This is a genomic window from Thiorhodovibrio winogradskyi, from assembly GCF_036208045.1.
Lineage (GTDB): Bacteria > Pseudomonadota > Gammaproteobacteria > Chromatiales > Chromatiaceae > Thiorhodovibrio > Thiorhodovibrio winogradskyi.
This window is the reverse complement of record NZ_CP121472.1, coordinates 2,147,451-2,164,450: the sequence shown is the minus strand read 5'-3', so window position 1 is coordinate 2,164,450 and position 17,000 is coordinate 2,147,451. Positions and strand designations below refer to the sequence as shown.

Below are 17,000 nucleotides of genomic sequence, written 5' to 3'. Positions count from 1 at the left end.
CTTCGGCGCGGAACGGATGAGGCGTGCTCAGGCATCGAATACCTCCTTTATCGTGACAGCCGGACAGTGCGGGCGGCTCCGGCTGGGCCGCGGCGACGCCGATTCAGTGCTCCCCCTTGGTACGCAGCAAGCCGGCCAGCCGGTTACCTTGCTTTTGCGGCCCGCCGCGCGGAAACAGACGATGCAGGCCACGATTGCCACCCACCTCAGCGCCCCACAGCGGGCGAAAATGAGCGATCATCTCGCGCACCGTCGCCTGGGTGCCATGACGAGCGAAATGCGTACGCAGAAAGCGAATCATCTCCCAGTGGCGGGCGTTCAGACTGAGATCCTCTGCCGCCGCCTGGGCGCGCGCGAAGGCTTCCGACCAGTCGCCGGGATCAACCAAATAGCCTTCGCTGTCAGTCAGGATGGCACGCCCGCCGACCTCAAGCGAGCGTGTGCTCATGCCAGGATAGGCATTGCTGCCATTGGGAAACTCACCCGGCAGCCCCATCGAGCTGCGCTCGGATTGGGTGATGGACCAGAGTTCGATGCGAATCTCGCCATCCAGACGCCCCTGGTAGCGTTCCACACCGGACACCAGTACCTTACCACTGGCAGCTGACGCATCGAAGCGTGCCCAGCCCTCGCGGTCGGTCAGCACTGGCGGCGAAGGGTTTTCCTCGGTGTCGAGCCAGAGCGCAACCGGGGTGCGTTTGAGCGGTTCATGGTTGGTTTTCATAGCGATGCTGACCGCGATCATGCGGATGCCCTCCTTAGAGACTGCGGTCGGCGCAAGGGTAAACGCCTAATGGGTGCACTTATCAGCACCCTGGGACGCTCGCGGGCGCCGCCGGCAAAACTTGACGAGATGACTCAAGCATAGACCCCAGAGTTAGAAAAGAACAACGAAAGTTATCGGCATTTATCATCGAATTTTTCGATTGATTGTGCTTTGTCATGGATCTCGATCAAATCAAGACGTTCTTCACCGTCGCCGCCCACGGACGCTTTCTCGAAGCCGCCGAGCGTTTGCATATCATCCAATCGGCGGTGAGCGCGCGTATCGGCAATTAGGAACGGGCGCTCGGCGCGCGACTGTTTACGCGCGGTCCTCAGGGCACGCCCCTGACCCCAGCCATCCGGTGCTTTTTGCGCCATGCCAATAGTATTTCCAAGGATGATGCTGAACTGCCAGCAAACGGCGGCCTCCGTCCGACTACGCAGAACCACCTCTGGGAATTTGCTAGCTTAATCCTCGCTTTGATCATCACTGGCCCGACCGTCATTAAGCGACCAACCCTCGCGATCAAAGAACCCGCGGGCTGATGTCGCACGAGCCTTCACGCACACCACCAGCTTGAGGGTATGTAACACCTCGACCAGGTCACTCTGGTTGGCCATGACCTGGTCAATGTCCTTATCGATAGAAGCAATGGAGCTGACAATGTCTGATGTCTTTCGCGTTATGATGATACGCACCGCGCAAGAGCGTACCTTGCATTTGGAACCCTTGGTTCCTTCGATCACAGTCCCCCTGACTGATGCGTGTCGAGGGTGCTGGACTAACGGCCAAAGTCGCACAGGATAGAAGGCCATTTAATGGAGAAGGGTGATGACGGCCCCCCCCCTTGCCTACGTCGTTGATGATGAGCCGGACGTTCGCGAATCCATCGCTATGCTGCTGCGTTCAGTCTCGATCAAGACCGAGACCTACGCCAGCGCATCGCGCTTTCTGGAACAATTCTCCGGTATCACGGAGCGACCGGCGATTCTTCTGCTTGATGTGCGCATGGGCGATATCGGCGGCATGACAGTGCTCGAACTGTTGCGCGCCGAGCATCCCCGTCTCCCGGTCATCATGATCACGGGCCACGGCGATATCGAAATGGCGGTCACGGCGATGAAAATGGGTGCGAGGGACTTCCTCACTAAACCGTTTCGCGCACAGTCTTTGCTTGAGCGCGTGCAGCAGGAATTGCGCAAGAGCGACGAAAGCCATAGCTCGGACCTGCGGATTATCGAAGGCAGGGAGCAGCTGGAAACACTCACCAAGCGCGAACGCGCGGTCTTTGATCGCCTGGTTCTTGGCGACTCCAACAAGCTGATCGCCATCGATCTTGGGATCAGTATCCGCACCGTCGAGGCCCACCGCGCCAATCTGAAGGAGAAACTCGGCGCCAACAATCTGGCTGACCTGGTGCGGATATCCATCCACTAACCCAGCTACCCGAAACCCGATTGTTCTTGTTCCGTTCACTGTCTCCTTAGAACTCGTAGAGCGGGAAAGCGAAGTGCATCCCGCCAAAGCATTCGACATGCTGTCGTAACAGGGGCACCTTCTTCATTTGCCGTCCCTCTTGTCGATGAAGTCGTGGATTTTATTTCACGAGTCCGGATCTGATTTTCTGTCATGAGTCCAGGTCTGGCAGGAATCGGCGAGATGCGCTTCGCTTTCTCGCCCTATCCCACACCATGGCCCATCATCAGTCAGTCATCCGTCAGCCAGTGTTGCCAGATTCGGGGGTTACAAGGCTGCGATCCTGTTGCAAGCTTGGTGGTCGACGATGAGTAAATCCAACATGTGCGGCACTCGGCGATCAGCAGCGGCTGAGACATGAGTAATGTTATGTCCTCTAACCCCCTGCCCAAAAACCAATTTCTCTTGTTCTGTTCACTGTCTCCGTAAATCTACCTAGACCGCTTTGCGGAAAGTCCGAATGTCTCAATCCTCGACCTGCGCCTATGCTGCAAATCACGGGATGTCGAGGAGGAAGGGAAGTAGAGGAGGAGCGAACAATAAACATGGCGCTGGGGGGATGGCGGTCACGCGACCGCCATCCTTCGCCATGACATCCTGGAGCGCGGCTCTGTCGACACTCCACTAATCAAAAGCACTGTTCTGTGTAGCGGATCAACTCGCAACGGCAACGCGCTTCAGTTCGTGGCGGCAACCAATCTCAGCCATGTGGCCACAGCCATGTGGCAAATCTGATACTAGACGCTGCTGAAACAGGTAAAGGCACATGCTAAAGGATTCCGAACATGACCAGGCTGTCGATGGGGTTGCTCAAAAGGTCTATCTGCCGGTATATCGGGATGGAGCAGTTCCCGCAACCTTTCGAGAACAGGTGCTATCGAAAATCATCAACCTAATGCATACACAGGCATACACAGAAGAACAGTACTCTGACTCATCCATCAACACCTCGCGACCTAGGCGATCACCCTTGACGTAGCATTGTGTCCTGTTTTTCCTTTAGCTCCATTTGGCTGGTACTGACAGACAAACAAAGAGAGAAACCCACCATGACAGAACGCCGCCTATTCCAATTGAAATGGCTATTGGTCTCGGTCACGATCATCATTACATTATTCTTCGTGGCGCTCCTCGAGCATCGCGGCATTCTCCTTGGCTGAATCGCGGCGCCACGATTGATTGTTCCCTCCAGGCGATCAGTCTGTCTCGTGAGCACTAGGCGCACACTTTCGTAGGTGTGGCTTGAGTTGTTCCAAGCGAAAAGGTTTCTGCAGCCAAGCGTCGAAATCGCTTGTGCCTGCAGCGGCGGCCAGATCCGCATCGACATACCCGGTAATGGCGACCACGCTAAATTCAGCGCGTTTCGGCTCTTGCGCCAACAGGCGCGCCACCTGATAGCCGTCCAGATCTGGCAGGCCAATATCCAGCAACACAAGATCCACTGGGTTATCGCGCACCATGTCAAGCACACGGGATCCACCATCCATGACCCGAACCCGGTGACCGAGTTGCCGCAACAATCCGGCGACAGATGACAGAATGTCGAGATTGTCATCCACCACCAACACATCCAAAGTCAACTCCCCCTTGTCGCATGCGATCCCCGAGGAAGTCGCACCCTGGTGGAAGACCGCGGCGCTATCGTCGCGGGCCTTGGTTCGGCTCGCCAAAGGCAGAGTCACGCGGAAACGGCTGCCCTGATCCAACCCTGGACTGCTGGCCTCCACCTGCCCATCGTGCAAGCCGACGATCTGCTTCACCAGTGTCAAACCCAAACCCAGTCCGGCGTGCGCTCGGTCCGGGTGGGAAACGGCGCTGTCGAAAATATCGAACACGTGCGGCAATAGATCGCTTGAAATCCCCTTGCCACTGTCCGACACCTCGGCACAGACTTGACCGTCATCGGTCAATCCTAGTGTCAGATTGATCTGTCCATGATCAGGGGTATAGCGCACCGCGTTGTTGAGCAGGTTTGAAAACACCTGAACCAAGCGAATACGGTCACCAAACACCTTCAAAGGTTCCTCCGGCATCACGCAAGTGAGTGCCAAGTCCTTTTCGGAGCATGCGAGGGTGATCGCCTCGACACACTCCTGAAGCACCCCCTGCAGGGGATGCTCCTCGCAGGTCAAGCTCAGGGTTCCGCGCCGGACCCGCGCGACATCAAGCAGATCGTCGACCATGCGCTCAAGGTGCGCGACCTGTCGGTCGATCATCTCCCCGATCCAGGCCAGATCGACGCCGGGCGTGGGGTTCGTGCTCAGCAGATAGACCGCCGTGCGAAGGGGGGTCAGGGGATTGCGTAATTCATGGCCGAGCATGGCTAGGAATGCATCCTTGCGATGATTAATGGTTTCCAGATCCCGCGTCTGCCGACGCAGACGGGCCTCCAGACGCTTCTGTTCGCTAACATCCACGAAAGTGCCCACACTGCCGCGCACCTGCCGATTATCATCGTATAGCGGCGCGGCATGGGTCAGCAGGTTCACCTCGGCGCCATCGGGAAAGCGGATATGTAGCTCCATCCCGCCGATGACGCGTCCCAGCGCCGCAGCCTGCTGCATCGGCAGCTCCTCGGGGCGCAATTCGCGCTCGGAATGGAAGACACGAAAGGCCAGTTCCTCGGCTCCTGGGCCCGACTTGGATGGGTTGGCATCCGGTGGCCCGCGCAACAGCGCCGCCCCGGCTTGATTCATGATCATGTCTTGGCAGGCTGGATCGCGGGCGAAAAAGATGCCGATCGGCGCGGCATCAAGCAGCGCTTGCAGCTCATCGAGATGGCGTTGGTTGTCTTGGCGGAGTCTCTCCAACCCCTCCTCCGCCTTGCGTCGCACTGTGATATCGGTGACGAGGGCAAAAAAACCACGCGTAAACCCCTGGCTGTCGGTATCTGGAATATATTCCGCCGAAACGCATCGCTGACCGCCAGAGGCATACTCAAGCCAGCCTTCAAAGTGCGCGGTCTCGCCAGAAAGCGCACGTTGCATCAGCGGCTGGACCTCCGCGAAGGCATTCTCACCGATCACATCACATACTCGATTTCCCTGCGCGGCACCGGGATCGACTCCGAACCAGTCTCGGTAACGAGCGTTGTTGAAGCGATAGCGCCCAGCGCGATCCACGTAGGAAATCAGGACGGGTAATGCATTGGTGATCCTGCGCAAATGCTCCTCGCTGTCACGCAGGGCGACTTCAGTGCGCTTGCGTGAGGTGATGTCCATGAAGGTCACCACCACTCCCTGAACCGTCTCATCGTCGGCACGATAAGGCCGAACGCGGCGCAGAAACCAGCGTCCAGCCTCGCTTTGGATCTCGCGGACTTCGAGCGCCTGGCCCTTGAGAGCGCGTTTGAGATCGCGTGGCAACGCGTCATCGCGAAACGGCCAATGCATCGCTGTCAGCAAACGCCCCTGGTCCTCCGCGACCAGGGATATCAAGGCAGCGGCGGCCGGTGTATAGCGGCGAATGCACAGCGAGCGATCAAGAAACAGGGTTGCAATGTCTGTACTGACCAGAAGATTACCCAGATCGTCGTTGAGCTCCTCGAGTTGCTGGACCTTGTTCTCCAGCTGGATATTGACGCTGACCAATTCCTGAGTCAGGGAGTCCATCTCCTCCCGCGAGCTTTCCAACGCTTCCTCTGTGGCGGTTGGAAAATTCCCTGCTAGCCACGGTTGTTGCAATGCCTCAGCATCCGCGGCACAAGTCACGTGGCACCAATCGTGTCCGGTGATTGCGTGAAAACTCACCAGCAATAAATCATCAGATTCCCGTGGGTTCTCCACCGGAACGACGGCCAAGCTCAACTGATAGGTGTCGCGGGAAGTCACCGGAATCCCGATACCCGCTCGATAAACCGGCTCGCGCCGCGCCAGCGCGCGATGCAATAGCACCCGCAACGGCGCCCGCAATGCCGGTACCGCGAGCGTCAGCAGATCCTCGGTGGCATCTGAAACCGCGGGTTGACTCAGAAAGCCATCCAGCTCGCCATGACGATGGAGCACCTTGAATGACCGGTCGATCAGGACCGACGGCGGCGTGGCATGCCCGAGGAGTGCGCGCTCGGCGACCCCACCATAGCCGTTGTTGTCATCCGGCCGAACCGACGATGATTCTGGACCTTTTCGACGCGGCGGTCTCGCCGCGTCGGCGAGCGCGCGACGCCATGAGCGTGCGGTGTTTTCCGCATGTTCCTGGCGCTGATACAAACCCAAAGAGTTAACAATGGGAGCGAACAGGATCTGACTCTCGCCCAGGCATTCGGTGCGGCCAAGAAAGAGATAGCCGCGCGGGCGCAAGGCGAAATGGAACCCGGCAAAGATACGTTGATGATTGTCTTTATTAAGTATACTTAGCACACCTCGGCAACTTATCAACGCCAAATGATAGAACGGTGGATCGAACAACAGATCATGAGGGGCGACAATGACCTTCTCGCGCAAGCGCTGTTTGACACGAAAATGCTCGCCAGAGCGTTGAAAATGCCGCCCCACGCGCTCCGGCGACAGATGATTGAGTCGATGCCTAGGGTAAACCCCAGCGCGTGCCCTCGCGAGGGATTCTTCGACGACATCGGTCGCAAAAATTCTCAGCTTGCACGGACAGCCCGCCGCCTTGGCTGCGTCCGTAAGGAGGATCGCCAAACTGTAGGCTTCTTCCCCGCTCCCACAGCCAGGCACCCAAACTCGCACCGGGTGTTGGTCTTTGATTAACTGGCTTAGAAGACTTGGCACGACATGTTCTTCCAATGCCAACCAAGCTTGCCGATCACGGAAAAAGCCTCCGTCCGGATCGCGCTGTTCGATAGTATCACCCACGGCTCAGGCATCCCCCCAGCCGCGACGCGTTTGGCCACGGAAATCGATGGCAATTGCCGTCTCCGCGGCACAAAAGATACCTACGAAACCTTTCATTTGCTCAACCAATCCCCCGCATCGGCAAATCTCACGCATGGATCACTGGCAACATAGAATGACACTTGCCCCGCGAGTCCCCTGCCATGATCACCATTTGAACTTGGTACTTGACCGTGTTCACCACCCTTAGTATAGCGAATACATCAAGTCAGCGATTCCCTGATCGTTCATTGGCCCTGGTTGATTCAACACATTGGTCTGAGTCCCTTTTCACCACTGGTTACGCCTGGCTGCTGGCTTGCGCGAACGGTCACTTTATGGGTACGTCGTTTCGACTACGATAAACTGGTATCATTGCTGGAAAAACCACTGGCAGCATACGCTAAAGCAACCCATCGGCCGATCTCCGTCGTGACGAACATCAACCTGGCAGCGAATCCCGCCTGGATCCACCGCTTTATCCCCGCATCAGCTGACCTGAGAGGGCAAGCATGACCACTCCATCCGCGCGCGAGAGCGCCGATCCAGCCCGTTCCGCTTTCCCCATCGCTGGCATCGGCGTCTCTGCCGGTAGTCTGGATGCGCTGACAATTTTTCTCGATCACTTAACCGCCGATCCGGGTCTGGCCATCGTTCTGGTCACCCATCTTAACCCACACCACAAGAGCCTGATGAGCGAACTGCTGACCAAGCACACGAGAATGCGGGTCAGCGAGGTGACCGATGGTCAGCAGGTGCGGGTCGATACCCTGCATGTGATCCCGCCCGATCGTGATATGGTCATCGTCGATGGCCGTTTGCAATTGCAAGCGCCAACTGCCGCACGCCAGCCGATCAACACCTTTCTGCGTTCCCTGGCTCGCGAGGCCGGCGAGGATGCCATCGCCATTATCCTCGCTGACACCGGCAGCGACGGGATCCTGGGCATCAAGGAGATCAAGGGCCTGGGCGGCATGGTCATCGTCCAGGAGCTAGCCGAGGCCGCACACGACGGCGTGCCGCGCACCGCCATCGCCACCGGCATAGTCGATCTGGTGCTGCCCATCAAGGCTATCCCCGGCAAGCTCATCGACTATGTGCGCGGCGCGCGCAATCCGCGCGAGCAGCCGCCAACGCCGCCGCTCGAGCGCATTCTCGACCTGATTCACGAGCGCCTCGGGTTCGACTTCACCCACTACAAGCGCAACACACTAGAGAGGCGCATCCACAGGCGATTGCTGCTGCATGGCCTGGATGCACCCCAGGCGTACTTCGAGCGCTTGCGGCGCGATCCGGAACAAAAGGAGCTCCAGGCCCTGGTCAAGGACATGCTGATCGGGGTGACCAGCTTCTTCCGCGATCCGGAAGTCTTCGATCAACTCCAGAATCAAGTGCTGCCCCACCTGCTGCAAGCCAAGAAACCCGGCGAGGTCATCCGCGTCTGGGTTCCCGGCTGCTCCACCGGCGAGGAGGCCTTCAGCCTGGCGATCTTGCTGCGCGAGAGCCTGGATCGGCTCCAACGTGTCCACGAAGTGCAAATTTTTGCCACCGACATCGACACCAAAGGAATCGATACCGCACGGGCCGCGACCTACCCATCCAGCATCGTCGCCGATCTGAGTCGAGAACGCCTGCGACGCTGGTTTCGCACCAAGAATGATCAATACGTGGTAGCCAAGTCCATCCGCGAAATGATTCTGTTCGCGCCGCACGACCTGCTGCGAGACCCGCCGTTATTGAACCAGGACTTGATCAGCTGCCGCAATCTGCTGATCTATATGACCGCCGAGGCGCGCAAACAACTGCTGCCGACCTTCTACCAAGCCTTGCAGCCCGGCGGTTATCTGCTGCTCGGCCCCTCCGAGAGCGTAGGTCAAGCCACCGATCTGTTCCTGCCGCTCAACAAGAAATGGAAGCTCTTTCACCGCAATACCCTGGAGAGCAAGCCGCACCGCTGGATTCCGCCGCTCAGCTCCCGTTACCCGCGCGAGAACTGCCTCGACTGCACGCCCAGCCCCAAGCCACACAGCCCGGCGCAACTGCTCGACCGGCACTTGCTGCGTCGCTACGGCCATCCGGCGGTGCTAATCGACGGCAATATGAATGTGCTCTACTACTTTGGCGACACCTCGCCCTTTCTGACCGATCCGGAGGGTGAGCCCACCGCCAATCTGATCCACAAGGCCCGCGAGGCACTGCGCATACGCCTGCGCACGGCCGTGCATCGCGCCTTTAAGAACAATCAATCGGTTACCATCACCAACCTGCGTTTCGCCGAGCAAAACGCCGTCTATCAGGTGCATGTCGAGCCGCTCGTTGCTCCCACCACCGACGAATTTGCCGCCGTCATTTTCGAGCCAGACCAGGGAGAACCCAGCGCCAGCGCGCCACCGGCCACCGACGCCGAGGAAGACCGTCTGGCGCTGCATCTGGAGGAAGAACTCAAGATCGCCAGCGAGCAGCTGCGCGGCATGGTCGAGGAACTCGAGACCGCCAACGAAGAGCTCAAGTCCTCGAACGAAGAGCTGATGTCGATGAACGAGGAGCTGCAATCCTCCAACGAGGAGCAGGAACGCTCCAAGGAGGAGTTGCAAGCGCTCAACGAAGAGCTGACAACGGTTAACGCCGAGCTCAACAGCAAGGTCGAGGAACTGCGTACCGCAAACAACGACATCGAGAATCTGCTTTTTAGCAGTAACCTCCCAACACTTTTTGTCGATAAATCTCTGTGCATTCGGCGTTTCACGCCGCCGACACAAAGGGTATTTCATATTTTGCCGGCGGACATCGGGCGCCCCCTCGCCCACGTCGCCCACCGGCTGCAAGAAGTCGACTTGTCCGCGGACGGGAGCCAGGTGCTAAAGTCGCTCGACAACCTGGAGCGCGAACTGGCAGCCGACGATGGGCGCCATTATCTGATGCGAGCCAGCCCCTACCGCACACTCGACGATGTGATCGACGGAGTGGTGCTGGCTTTTGTCGATATCACCGAGCGTCGGCGCGCTCATGAATTGCTGGAAGAACGCGTGGCCGCGCGCACCCAGGAGGTCTACGAGCGCGAGTGTCTGCTCAGCGCCACCCTGGAGGCCTATCCTGATGGCTGGATTCAGTTGCTCGATGCCGACCTCAAGACGCTCTACATCCAGGGACAAGGTCTGAGTGTGCTGGACCTGGAACCCGAGCAGGCCATCGGACAACCACTGCGCGCCATCTATCCGCAACATGCCCTGCGGTCGTTGAAGGAAGGCGGCGAGCGCGCACTGAACGGCACCGCCATGGAACTCGAGGTGAAGCTGAATCAGCGCACCCTCACTCTGGCGTTGTCCGCAATGGACCCGGCCGGCAAGAGCAAGGGGCGAGTCATCCTGGTGGCACGCGATATCACCGAGCGCAAGCGCGCCGAGGTGGCACTGAAACATACAACCTGGCGTCTGTCCGAGGCGCAACGCTGCGCGCATGTTGGCGACTGGGAGTGGAACCCAGATCACAATAGCATCCAGTGGTCCGATGAGCTCTATCGCATCATGGGGCTGGAAGTCGGCTCGCCGCTGCCGGATTACCAGGGCAATCTTGCCCTCTACCCAGCTGAAGACGCCGCGCGACTGGATGCAGCCGTTCAAGAAGCACTAGAGCAAGGGCGCCCCTATGAGCTCAGGCTGCGTCGGGTACGCCCGGATGGCAAGGAAGTACTCACCCTGGCCCGGGGCGAGGTCCAGACCGATGCCGATGGGAAGGTGATCCGGCTCTATGGCTCTGCGCTCGACATCACCGCTCTGACAGATGCCGAGCGCCAAGCGCGCGAGGCGCACCAGCATGTACTGGCTGTATTGGAAAGCACCACAGACGCCTATTTTGATGTCGATCAGGACTTTAATCTGGTCTACTTGAACAACAAGGCCATGACGTTGCTCGGGCTGACCAATCGGGATGACACACTAGGCCGCAATTTGTGGGATCTATTTCCGCGGGCCGTGGATACCGAGTTCTATCACAACTACCTCCGCGCCTTGCGCGAGCTAGAACCCATCGCCTTCGAGGCTTACTTTGAGCCCTTCAATACATGGTACGAAGTCCACGCCTACCCGTCTTCGACCGGGCTGGCAGTCTATTTCCGTATCATCACCGAGCGCAAGCGAATGGAAGAAGCCCTGCGCATTTCCAGCGATGAGGCGCGGGCGGCCAGTCAGATCAAAAGCCGTTTCCTGGCCAACATGAGCCATGAGCTCCGCACTCCGCTGAACGGCATTATCGGCCTACTTGATCTGCTCGCCGATTCTGAGCAACGCGACGAGCAACGCGAATATATCGAGCATGCCATCCTGGCTTCACGCCGCTTGACGCGTTTAATCAGCGATATTTTGGATCTCTCCAAGGTGGAATCCGGCCATCTTTCATTGGCGAAAGATCCGTTCGAGATGGAGCTGTTTCTCCGCTCCCTGGAACAGCTCTTCTCCCCCGTCGCTAGCCGCAATCAGGTCACATTGACAATCACACTGGCCTCCAATGTCCCGCCACGCCTGCTTGGCGACGCAACTCGTTTGCATCAAATTCTTGGCAATGTCGTTGGGAACGCCATCAAATTCGCCCAAGGCGGACAGGTAAGCCTCGACGTCTTGTCGCTTGGGCACGGTCGGGGCAATGAGTGGGTGATGTTATTCATCATCAAAGACAACGGTCTCGGCATGGCCGAAAAGCAGTTGGAAAGCCTTTTCGATGCCTTTGTGCAAGCGGAAAACCGGGTCACCAAGTCAGCCGATGGCGTAGGACTCGGATTGTCGATTGTCAAGAACCTCGTCCAACGCATGGACGGATCCATGTGCGTCGGCAGCGAACCGGGCAAGGGAACCGAATTCGTTATTTCGCTGCCCTTCGCCGAGGCGCCGGCCGACACCCTGGCGCAAACCCCGTCCCACCTTGGCGAAAAGACCAGCATGCGGCTCGCAGGAGTGCGCATCCTTGGGGTCGACGACGACAAGACCAATCGACTCATCCTTTCGCGCCTGCTGACCAAACTTGGCGCGGAGATTACCCTGGCCCAGGACGGCGCCGCCGCTCTCAGGGCACTGCAGGCGTCAGATGCGGATTTCGACCTAATGCTGCTGGATATCAATATGCCCGCCCCAGACGGCCTGACCACCACCGCCGCCATTCGCGGCGGCGAGGTCGGTGATCGCCATCGGCGGATTCCGATCATCGCCCTCACCGCCCATGCCATGCGTGGCGACCGCGAGCGCTTCCTCAACGCCGGCATGCAGGCCCATGTCACCAAACCCATCGACCTGAATGAACTGCAGCAAGCCATCGCCGAAGTGCTGGCCAAACCACGGTGCTGACGGGTTGGAAGACAGTGCGACCATCATCGTCACCAATGCCAACTCGCTGGTGGCGGCCGTTCATGACCGCATGCCGGTGATGCTTGATCCCGCGCACTGGGCAGAATGGCTTGATCCAGGTCATCGGGAAAGGGCTACTCGCTGGCCGATGACCAGGCCAAGCGCATCGCCGAGTTGGCGCACAAGACGCCGGCCTTCCGCGGGCTTCGCGTGAGGCTCTTCGTCGGCTCCAGTCAGGCCAGGTTCAAGCTTGGCGAAGCAGGCAGCTCTCCCACGCCGGATGCCTGCGTGATGGGGCCGGACCAGATCATCGCCGATAAGGATGTCATCGGGGCGCAGGACTGGATTGCTGGCGGATTCCGACCTCCACGCCACGCAGTCCAATATGGACAGGCCTGAAAGCAGCCGTGGTGCTGGGAAGGTGGTTTGCCGGACTTTGGGCTGCTATCGCCGCAAAATTAACACGAAGACCATCAGTGAGCGACCCCGGATGGCCAATGCCTCAGTCAGCTTGCAAGCACTAATACGCGACCTATCAATGCGGCCGCTCTTACCTCCTCGGATAATCCTGAGTGGATTCATCGGAAACAGCGAAGCGGAGGTTACAACATGCCCCAGCAGCAACAAAGACAAAATGAGTGCCGGCGGCACCTACATCTGCTCGAAGTGCGACTTTCACGGCGCGCATCTGGGCGGTTTTATGACCTGGCGACTCAACCGCGATGTCGTCGCCATCAAGGTGGACCGCGAGATGCACCCGGATGTCGATGAGACCTACATGCGCGCGCTGCTGCTGATCAAGGGTCAGGGCGGCTAGCCGATATCGAGGTTTCCATCGCTACGCCACCGGCGATCACTGGCTGGTGCCCCACTTCGAGAAGATGCTCTAAAGCCAGACGTATCTACCTGAGCGTAGACGAGTTCCATCCGGCCAGCATGGGACGGTCGCATCGGGGCGCTGGTCGCGAAAACATCGCGCAGGGGATTGTCGGAATTTCCACGCGGATTCACTCGCGGAATAGCGCCTTGCTCCGGGGTGTCGTTGCGGTCGAACCAGTAGAGTACACAAAGCCCATCAAGGTCATCGACGCCAAGCAGTGCCGGACGAGACTGCTCATAGATGTCGATAAAGGTGCGACCCTCTTGCTTGCGAATCCAACCAATCGACTGGACCCCTGTAGGTCGGCGGTGGATCGGGCATGGCGGACGCAGTGCCAGGCGATGCTGTTTGGATGGGATCGGGATCCGCGAGGCTCGCGCCTGTGATCGAACAGCCGAGCAAGACAAGGGCGAGGAACATCATCGGTTTGGCATCCGTGGTAAGACGAGTCGGATGGGGTTTGGGGTTGTCCGCAACGCGCCAGCGCCGCGTCGGACACCCGTTCGCGGTCGTGCGTCCTGAATCATCGCGACCAGCTTCTGCGCGGCCAGTGCATAGATGAGCTTTACGCCGCCAACGCTCACCGCCGTGATGGCCATGATGACCAGCATGCCCGCCGCCTTGAGCTGATCGACCTGGACCACCAAGGGAAAACAGCGTCCTCGCTCAGACCGTGAAGAAATGCGCGATAATCCATTTGACTTTCATTCACCCAATTCGAACATCCAGGGGAATCGCCATGAGCATCTCACGAGTTTTCCCGTCGGCTTTCTTGACGATGGTAGCGCTGATCACCGCGTCGATCAGCCTCCCGCTTGCGCAAGCCGGCACCGAGCCGTTGGTCAAGCAGGGTGCTTGCCCAAGCGGCTATCGCACCCAAGGAGACTACTGTGTTCCCGGCTCGAACGCACGCGCGACCCTGCCGAAATCCGGCAGCTGCCCGGCCGGCTATTACACCAGTGGCAGGTATTGCGTGGCTGGCAAGAATGCCAAGTCCGCCATTCCAAAGATCGGCTCCAGCTGCCCGGCGGGTTGGTACACCAGCGGCAAGTATTGCATGCGCTCACGCTAATCGGCTTGCCTCAGGGCAGCGGCCGTCACCACCTTGGGCACCATGCGCCCGCTGGGGCCGGGGCGCATCAGCACAATCTGCCGGCTGTGCTCGGGGCCGTGGCTGACATGCAGCGGCAGGTCGCGGCCATGGACATATAGCCGATCAAAGGGCGTCTCGGTGGCGATCCAGTGGGCCACCTCGCGCATGTCTTCGTCTTGAATGAGGAAATCCACCGCCGCGCCCAAACGCGGGCAGATGGGGTAGCCGAGTCGATTGCGCTCATGCGCAGCGTTCGCCAGTTCGGTTTCATGGCTCAAAGACTGGCACCCTAAACCACTGATCAGGTGAAACTCACCGACAGCCTGGTTCCAAACCATTCTATTCTCCATACAACGCCAACGCCTCACGCAACCGCTCTTTCACCGTCAGGCGCAGCTCCCGTGGCGCCAGCACCTCGCAGTCAGGGCCATATTTCAGAATATCCATCACCAACTCAGGCGCGTGGGTAAAGGGCAACGTCAGTTCATAGGAGCCGTCACCGAGCCAGCGCCCCTGCTGGCTCGTATGCCAGCATTCCTCGGCCACCCAGCGCGCTCGGTAAGGGGTAAATCGCAGCACCGCGCACTGCTCGGCCAGCCCTGAAAAGACTCCGAAACCACTGCCAAAGACCTGATCAAGCAACGCCTCGTCAATCTCCTCCGCCACATCTTGCATGATCTCTGGCGCAACGATGCGCTCCAAGGCGAATCGGCGCAGCCCACCCGCCAGGTGACACCAGGCATCAAGGTACCAGTTACCCCGATACCAGGTCAGCCGCTGCGGGGAGACTTCTCGAACCGAGTCTGCTCGATCAGCGTCCGCGGGCGGGGCCAACCGGCCTCGATTCCGATAGCGCAGCCGCAAGCGGTTGCGAGCAATTACCGCCTGAGCCACGCAGGCAAACGCTGGCCCCGGCGTTTCCCGCACGCCAATACGTACCAGACGGACACGCCGAGAAACCTGCTTAGGGCTGATGCCCCGTTTCTCCAGCAACTGCTCAATCCGCACCGCGATCGGCGCGATCTCATCGCGAATCAAGCCAGGCTCAAGCTGGCGCAAGAGTTCGTTGGCGGCGATCAAGGCATGCAGTTCGCGCGGCGAGAACCAGCCTCCGGGGACTTCCTCCGCCACCCGGCCATCCTGAACCAACCGCCACCCGCCGGCCTGACGGTCAAACACCAAGGGCGCGTTGTAGTCATCTCGGTAACAGTGCAACAAGCGCCTCGTAGTGCTCTCGGAACACTCCAGTGCTTGCGAAAGTTCCGCAAGGGAAATCGGCCGACGGCGCGACTTCAAAACCCGGACCAATGCTGTAATGCGATGAAATTTATCCACGGCTCACCCACTCAAGACCCCGGATGGCCAAGTCCACAAACGGCGTCCATCTGTAAATAACCAGTTTCCTGTCACGTTTTGCCAGGGTGGCTTTGTCACAGTAGCGCGACCAGTCCAGCTCCGGACGGTATCGCCACACGCTCTTGTCGGCGGACTCATCGGCGCCGCGGTTGACGCCGGAACCGGCGCGATGAACGACCTCAAGCCCAACCCAATCCAGATCAAGCTGGAGAAAATCGACGGGCTCGACTAGAAAAAACCCGCCCCGTAGCATTTGCACCCGCTTTACTGTGAGTGTAGCCTACGGGGCGGGCTCATGCTCTTAAAGGGTCGTGTGCGACACCCCGGCTATCCGGATTTCGCAAGCCGTATCGAATCCGTTTATGACAATGAATTTTTTTGCTGATTTCTGGCATATTTTTGCCTCAAAAGTCATTACTGAACACTTTGACGTGAAAACTAAGCCAGCGTCGGACTGATCATCAGTCAGTCTTTCAGCTCAGGGGCTTAAACCAACATCGAAACGTACCAAAAGATTAGACGACAAACTGAAGATGCAGCGACCGCTCTCGCATAACCCCGCTGCTACAGAACAACCTCATGGCTCAAACGGTAATACCGCACCCGCCTGTGGCGCACCCAAACCACGCCTCCAGCGCCGCCTACTATGAGCGCCACGCCCAAGCCTTACTTTCAGGAAACCATCGGCGTCGACATGCGCCCGCTCTATAAGCGCTTCCTGCCGCTGCTACCGGAGGGCGCGCGCATTCTCGACGCCGGCTGCGGTGCCGATCGCGATCTGCGCGCCTTCCGCAACCTGGGTTACGCGGCGATTGGCTTCGATGCGTCCCCAACCCTGGTCGCCTTGGCGCGCCAGCACGCAGGCGATCCAGTGCACTGCCTGACATTCCAAAGCATGACCTGGCAAGCGACCTTTCACGGCATCTGGGCCTGCGCCAGCCTGCTGCATGTCCCGCGCGCCGCGCTCGGCGACAGCCTGCGACGACTTAGCACGACGCTGCTCCCCGGTGGTATCCTTTACGCGTCCTTCAAATACGGCAGCGGAGAGCGCGCAAAGGATGGCCGCACCTTTACCGATCTGGACGAAGCAAAACTGGCGTGTTTACTCATCGTGCAACCCCTGCTGGCGCCCTTGGAAGTCTGGACCACGGCCGACCGCCGCCCCGACCGCGACCATGAGCGCTGGCTCAATGTGCTCCTGAGAAAAGCCGCCCCCCAAGCCTGATGGCCTGAACGACTAAACCCCTGAACACCTAAACCA

13 protein-coding genes and 1 pseudogene are annotated in these 17,000 nt (G+C 59.1%); 6 read left to right on the top strand and 8 right to left on the bottom strand.

Going from position 1 to position 17,000, the window contains the following annotated elements; all coding sequences use genetic code 11:
- Window positions 1-103: 103 nt before the first annotated feature.
- The 3 genes from Thiowin_RS09615 to Thiowin_RS09605 all read right to left on the bottom strand — a co-directional run bounded on the left by Thiowin_RS09615 (window position 104) and on the right by Thiowin_RS09605 (window position 1,386).
- Window positions 104-745: a TusE/DsrC/DsvC family sulfur relay protein gene (locus Thiowin_RS09615; RefSeq protein ID WP_328987508.1), complete on the bottom strand. Its 642-nt coding sequence runs from the start codon at window positions 743-745 to the stop codon at window positions 104-106.
- A gap of 152 nt (window positions 746-897) precedes the next feature.
- On the bottom strand, window positions 898-1,143 hold the full coding sequence (locus tag Thiowin_RS25570) for a hypothetical protein (RefSeq protein ID WP_328987507.1): 246 nt from the start codon (window positions 1,141-1,143) through the stop codon (window positions 898-900).
- 90 nt (window positions 1,144-1,233) lie between these two features.
- Window positions 1,234-1,386 (bottom strand): hypothetical protein, encoded by a 153-nt coding sequence (locus Thiowin_RS09605; protein ID WP_328987506.1) that lies wholly within the window; start codon window positions 1,384-1,386, stop codon window positions 1,234-1,236.
- Between the two features lie 211 nt (window positions 1,387-1,597).
- Here Thiowin_RS09605 and Thiowin_RS09600 point away from each other — a divergent pair, with 211 nt between their 5' ends.
- Window positions 1,598-2,203, top strand: a complete 606-nt coding sequence (locus Thiowin_RS09600; protein ID WP_328987505.1) for a response regulator transcription factor — start codon at window positions 1,598-1,600, stop codon at window positions 2,201-2,203.
- 1,235 nt (window positions 2,204-3,438) lie between these two features.
- Here the strand turns inward: Thiowin_RS09600 and Thiowin_RS09595 are convergent.
- Window positions 3,439-7,059: a CheR family methyltransferase gene (locus Thiowin_RS09595; protein ID WP_328987504.1), complete on the bottom strand. Its 3,621-nt coding sequence runs from the start codon at window positions 7,057-7,059 to the stop codon at window positions 3,439-3,441.
- Window positions 7,060-7,589: 530 nt separating this feature from the next.
- On the opposite strand from Thiowin_RS09595, the gene Thiowin_RS09590 reads away from it, so the two are divergent.
- The 3 genes from Thiowin_RS09590 to Thiowin_RS09580 all read left to right on the top strand — a co-directional run bounded on the left by Thiowin_RS09590 (window position 7,590) and on the right by Thiowin_RS09580 (window position 13,227).
- Window positions 7,590-12,410 carry a CheR family methyltransferase gene (locus Thiowin_RS09590; protein WP_328987503.1) on the top strand — a complete coding sequence of 1,607 codons (4,821 nt, stop codon included), beginning with the start codon at window positions 7,590-7,592 and terminating at the stop codon, window positions 12,408-12,410.
- Window positions 12,361-12,624, top strand: a complete 264-nt coding sequence (locus tag Thiowin_RS09585) for an SOS response-associated peptidase family protein (protein WP_328987502.1) — start codon at window positions 12,361-12,363, stop codon at window positions 12,622-12,624. The genes Thiowin_RS09590 and Thiowin_RS09585 overlap by 50 nt, the downstream gene beginning before the upstream one ends.
- A gap of 420 nt (window positions 12,625-13,044) precedes the next feature.
- Window positions 13,045-13,227 (top strand): DUF255 domain-containing protein, encoded by a 183-nt coding sequence (locus tag Thiowin_RS09580; protein ID WP_328987501.1) that lies wholly within the window; start codon window positions 13,045-13,047, stop codon window positions 13,225-13,227.
- Window positions 13,228-13,709: 482 nt separating this feature from the next.
- Here the strand turns inward: Thiowin_RS09580 and Thiowin_RS09575 are convergent, their stop codons facing one another.
- Window positions 13,710-13,934 (bottom strand): hypothetical protein, encoded by a 225-nt coding sequence (locus tag Thiowin_RS09575; RefSeq protein ID WP_328987500.1) that lies wholly within the window; start codon window positions 13,932-13,934, stop codon window positions 13,710-13,712.
- A gap of 95 nt (window positions 13,935-14,029) precedes the next feature.
- Here Thiowin_RS09575 and Thiowin_RS09570 point away from each other — a divergent pair, with 95 nt between their 5' ends.
- Entirely contained in the window at window positions 14,030-14,362 is a 333-nt protein-coding gene (locus Thiowin_RS09570) for a hypothetical protein (RefSeq protein ID WP_328987499.1), read from the top strand.
- Here Thiowin_RS09570 and Thiowin_RS09565 read toward each other — a convergent pair.
- The 3 genes and pseudogenes from Thiowin_RS09565 to Thiowin_RS25255 form a co-directional block, all read right to left on the bottom strand.
- A complete protein-coding gene (locus Thiowin_RS09565; protein ID WP_328987498.1) occupies window positions 14,359-14,661 on the bottom strand; it encodes a hypothetical protein in 303 nt (100 codons plus the stop codon). The genes Thiowin_RS09570 and Thiowin_RS09565 overlap by 4 nt on opposite strands.
- A gap of 61 nt (window positions 14,662-14,722) precedes the next feature.
- Window positions 14,723-15,598: a helix-turn-helix transcriptional regulator gene (locus Thiowin_RS09560; RefSeq protein WP_328987497.1), complete on the bottom strand. Its 876-nt coding sequence runs from the start codon at window positions 15,596-15,598 to the stop codon at window positions 14,723-14,725.
- A 45-nt stretch (window positions 15,599-15,643) separates the two neighbouring features.
- Window positions 15,644-15,718 (bottom strand): annotated as a pseudogene (locus Thiowin_RS25255) (hypothetical protein); the annotation flags it as partial.
- A gap of 667 nt (window positions 15,719-16,385) precedes the next feature.
- On the opposite strand from Thiowin_RS25255, the gene Thiowin_RS09555 reads away from it, so the two are divergent.
- Window positions 16,386-16,964: a class I SAM-dependent methyltransferase gene (locus tag Thiowin_RS09555; protein ID WP_328987496.1), complete on the top strand. Its 579-nt coding sequence runs from the start codon at window positions 16,386-16,388 to the stop codon at window positions 16,962-16,964.
- The last annotated feature ends 36 nt before the right edge of the window (window positions 16,965-17,000 follow it).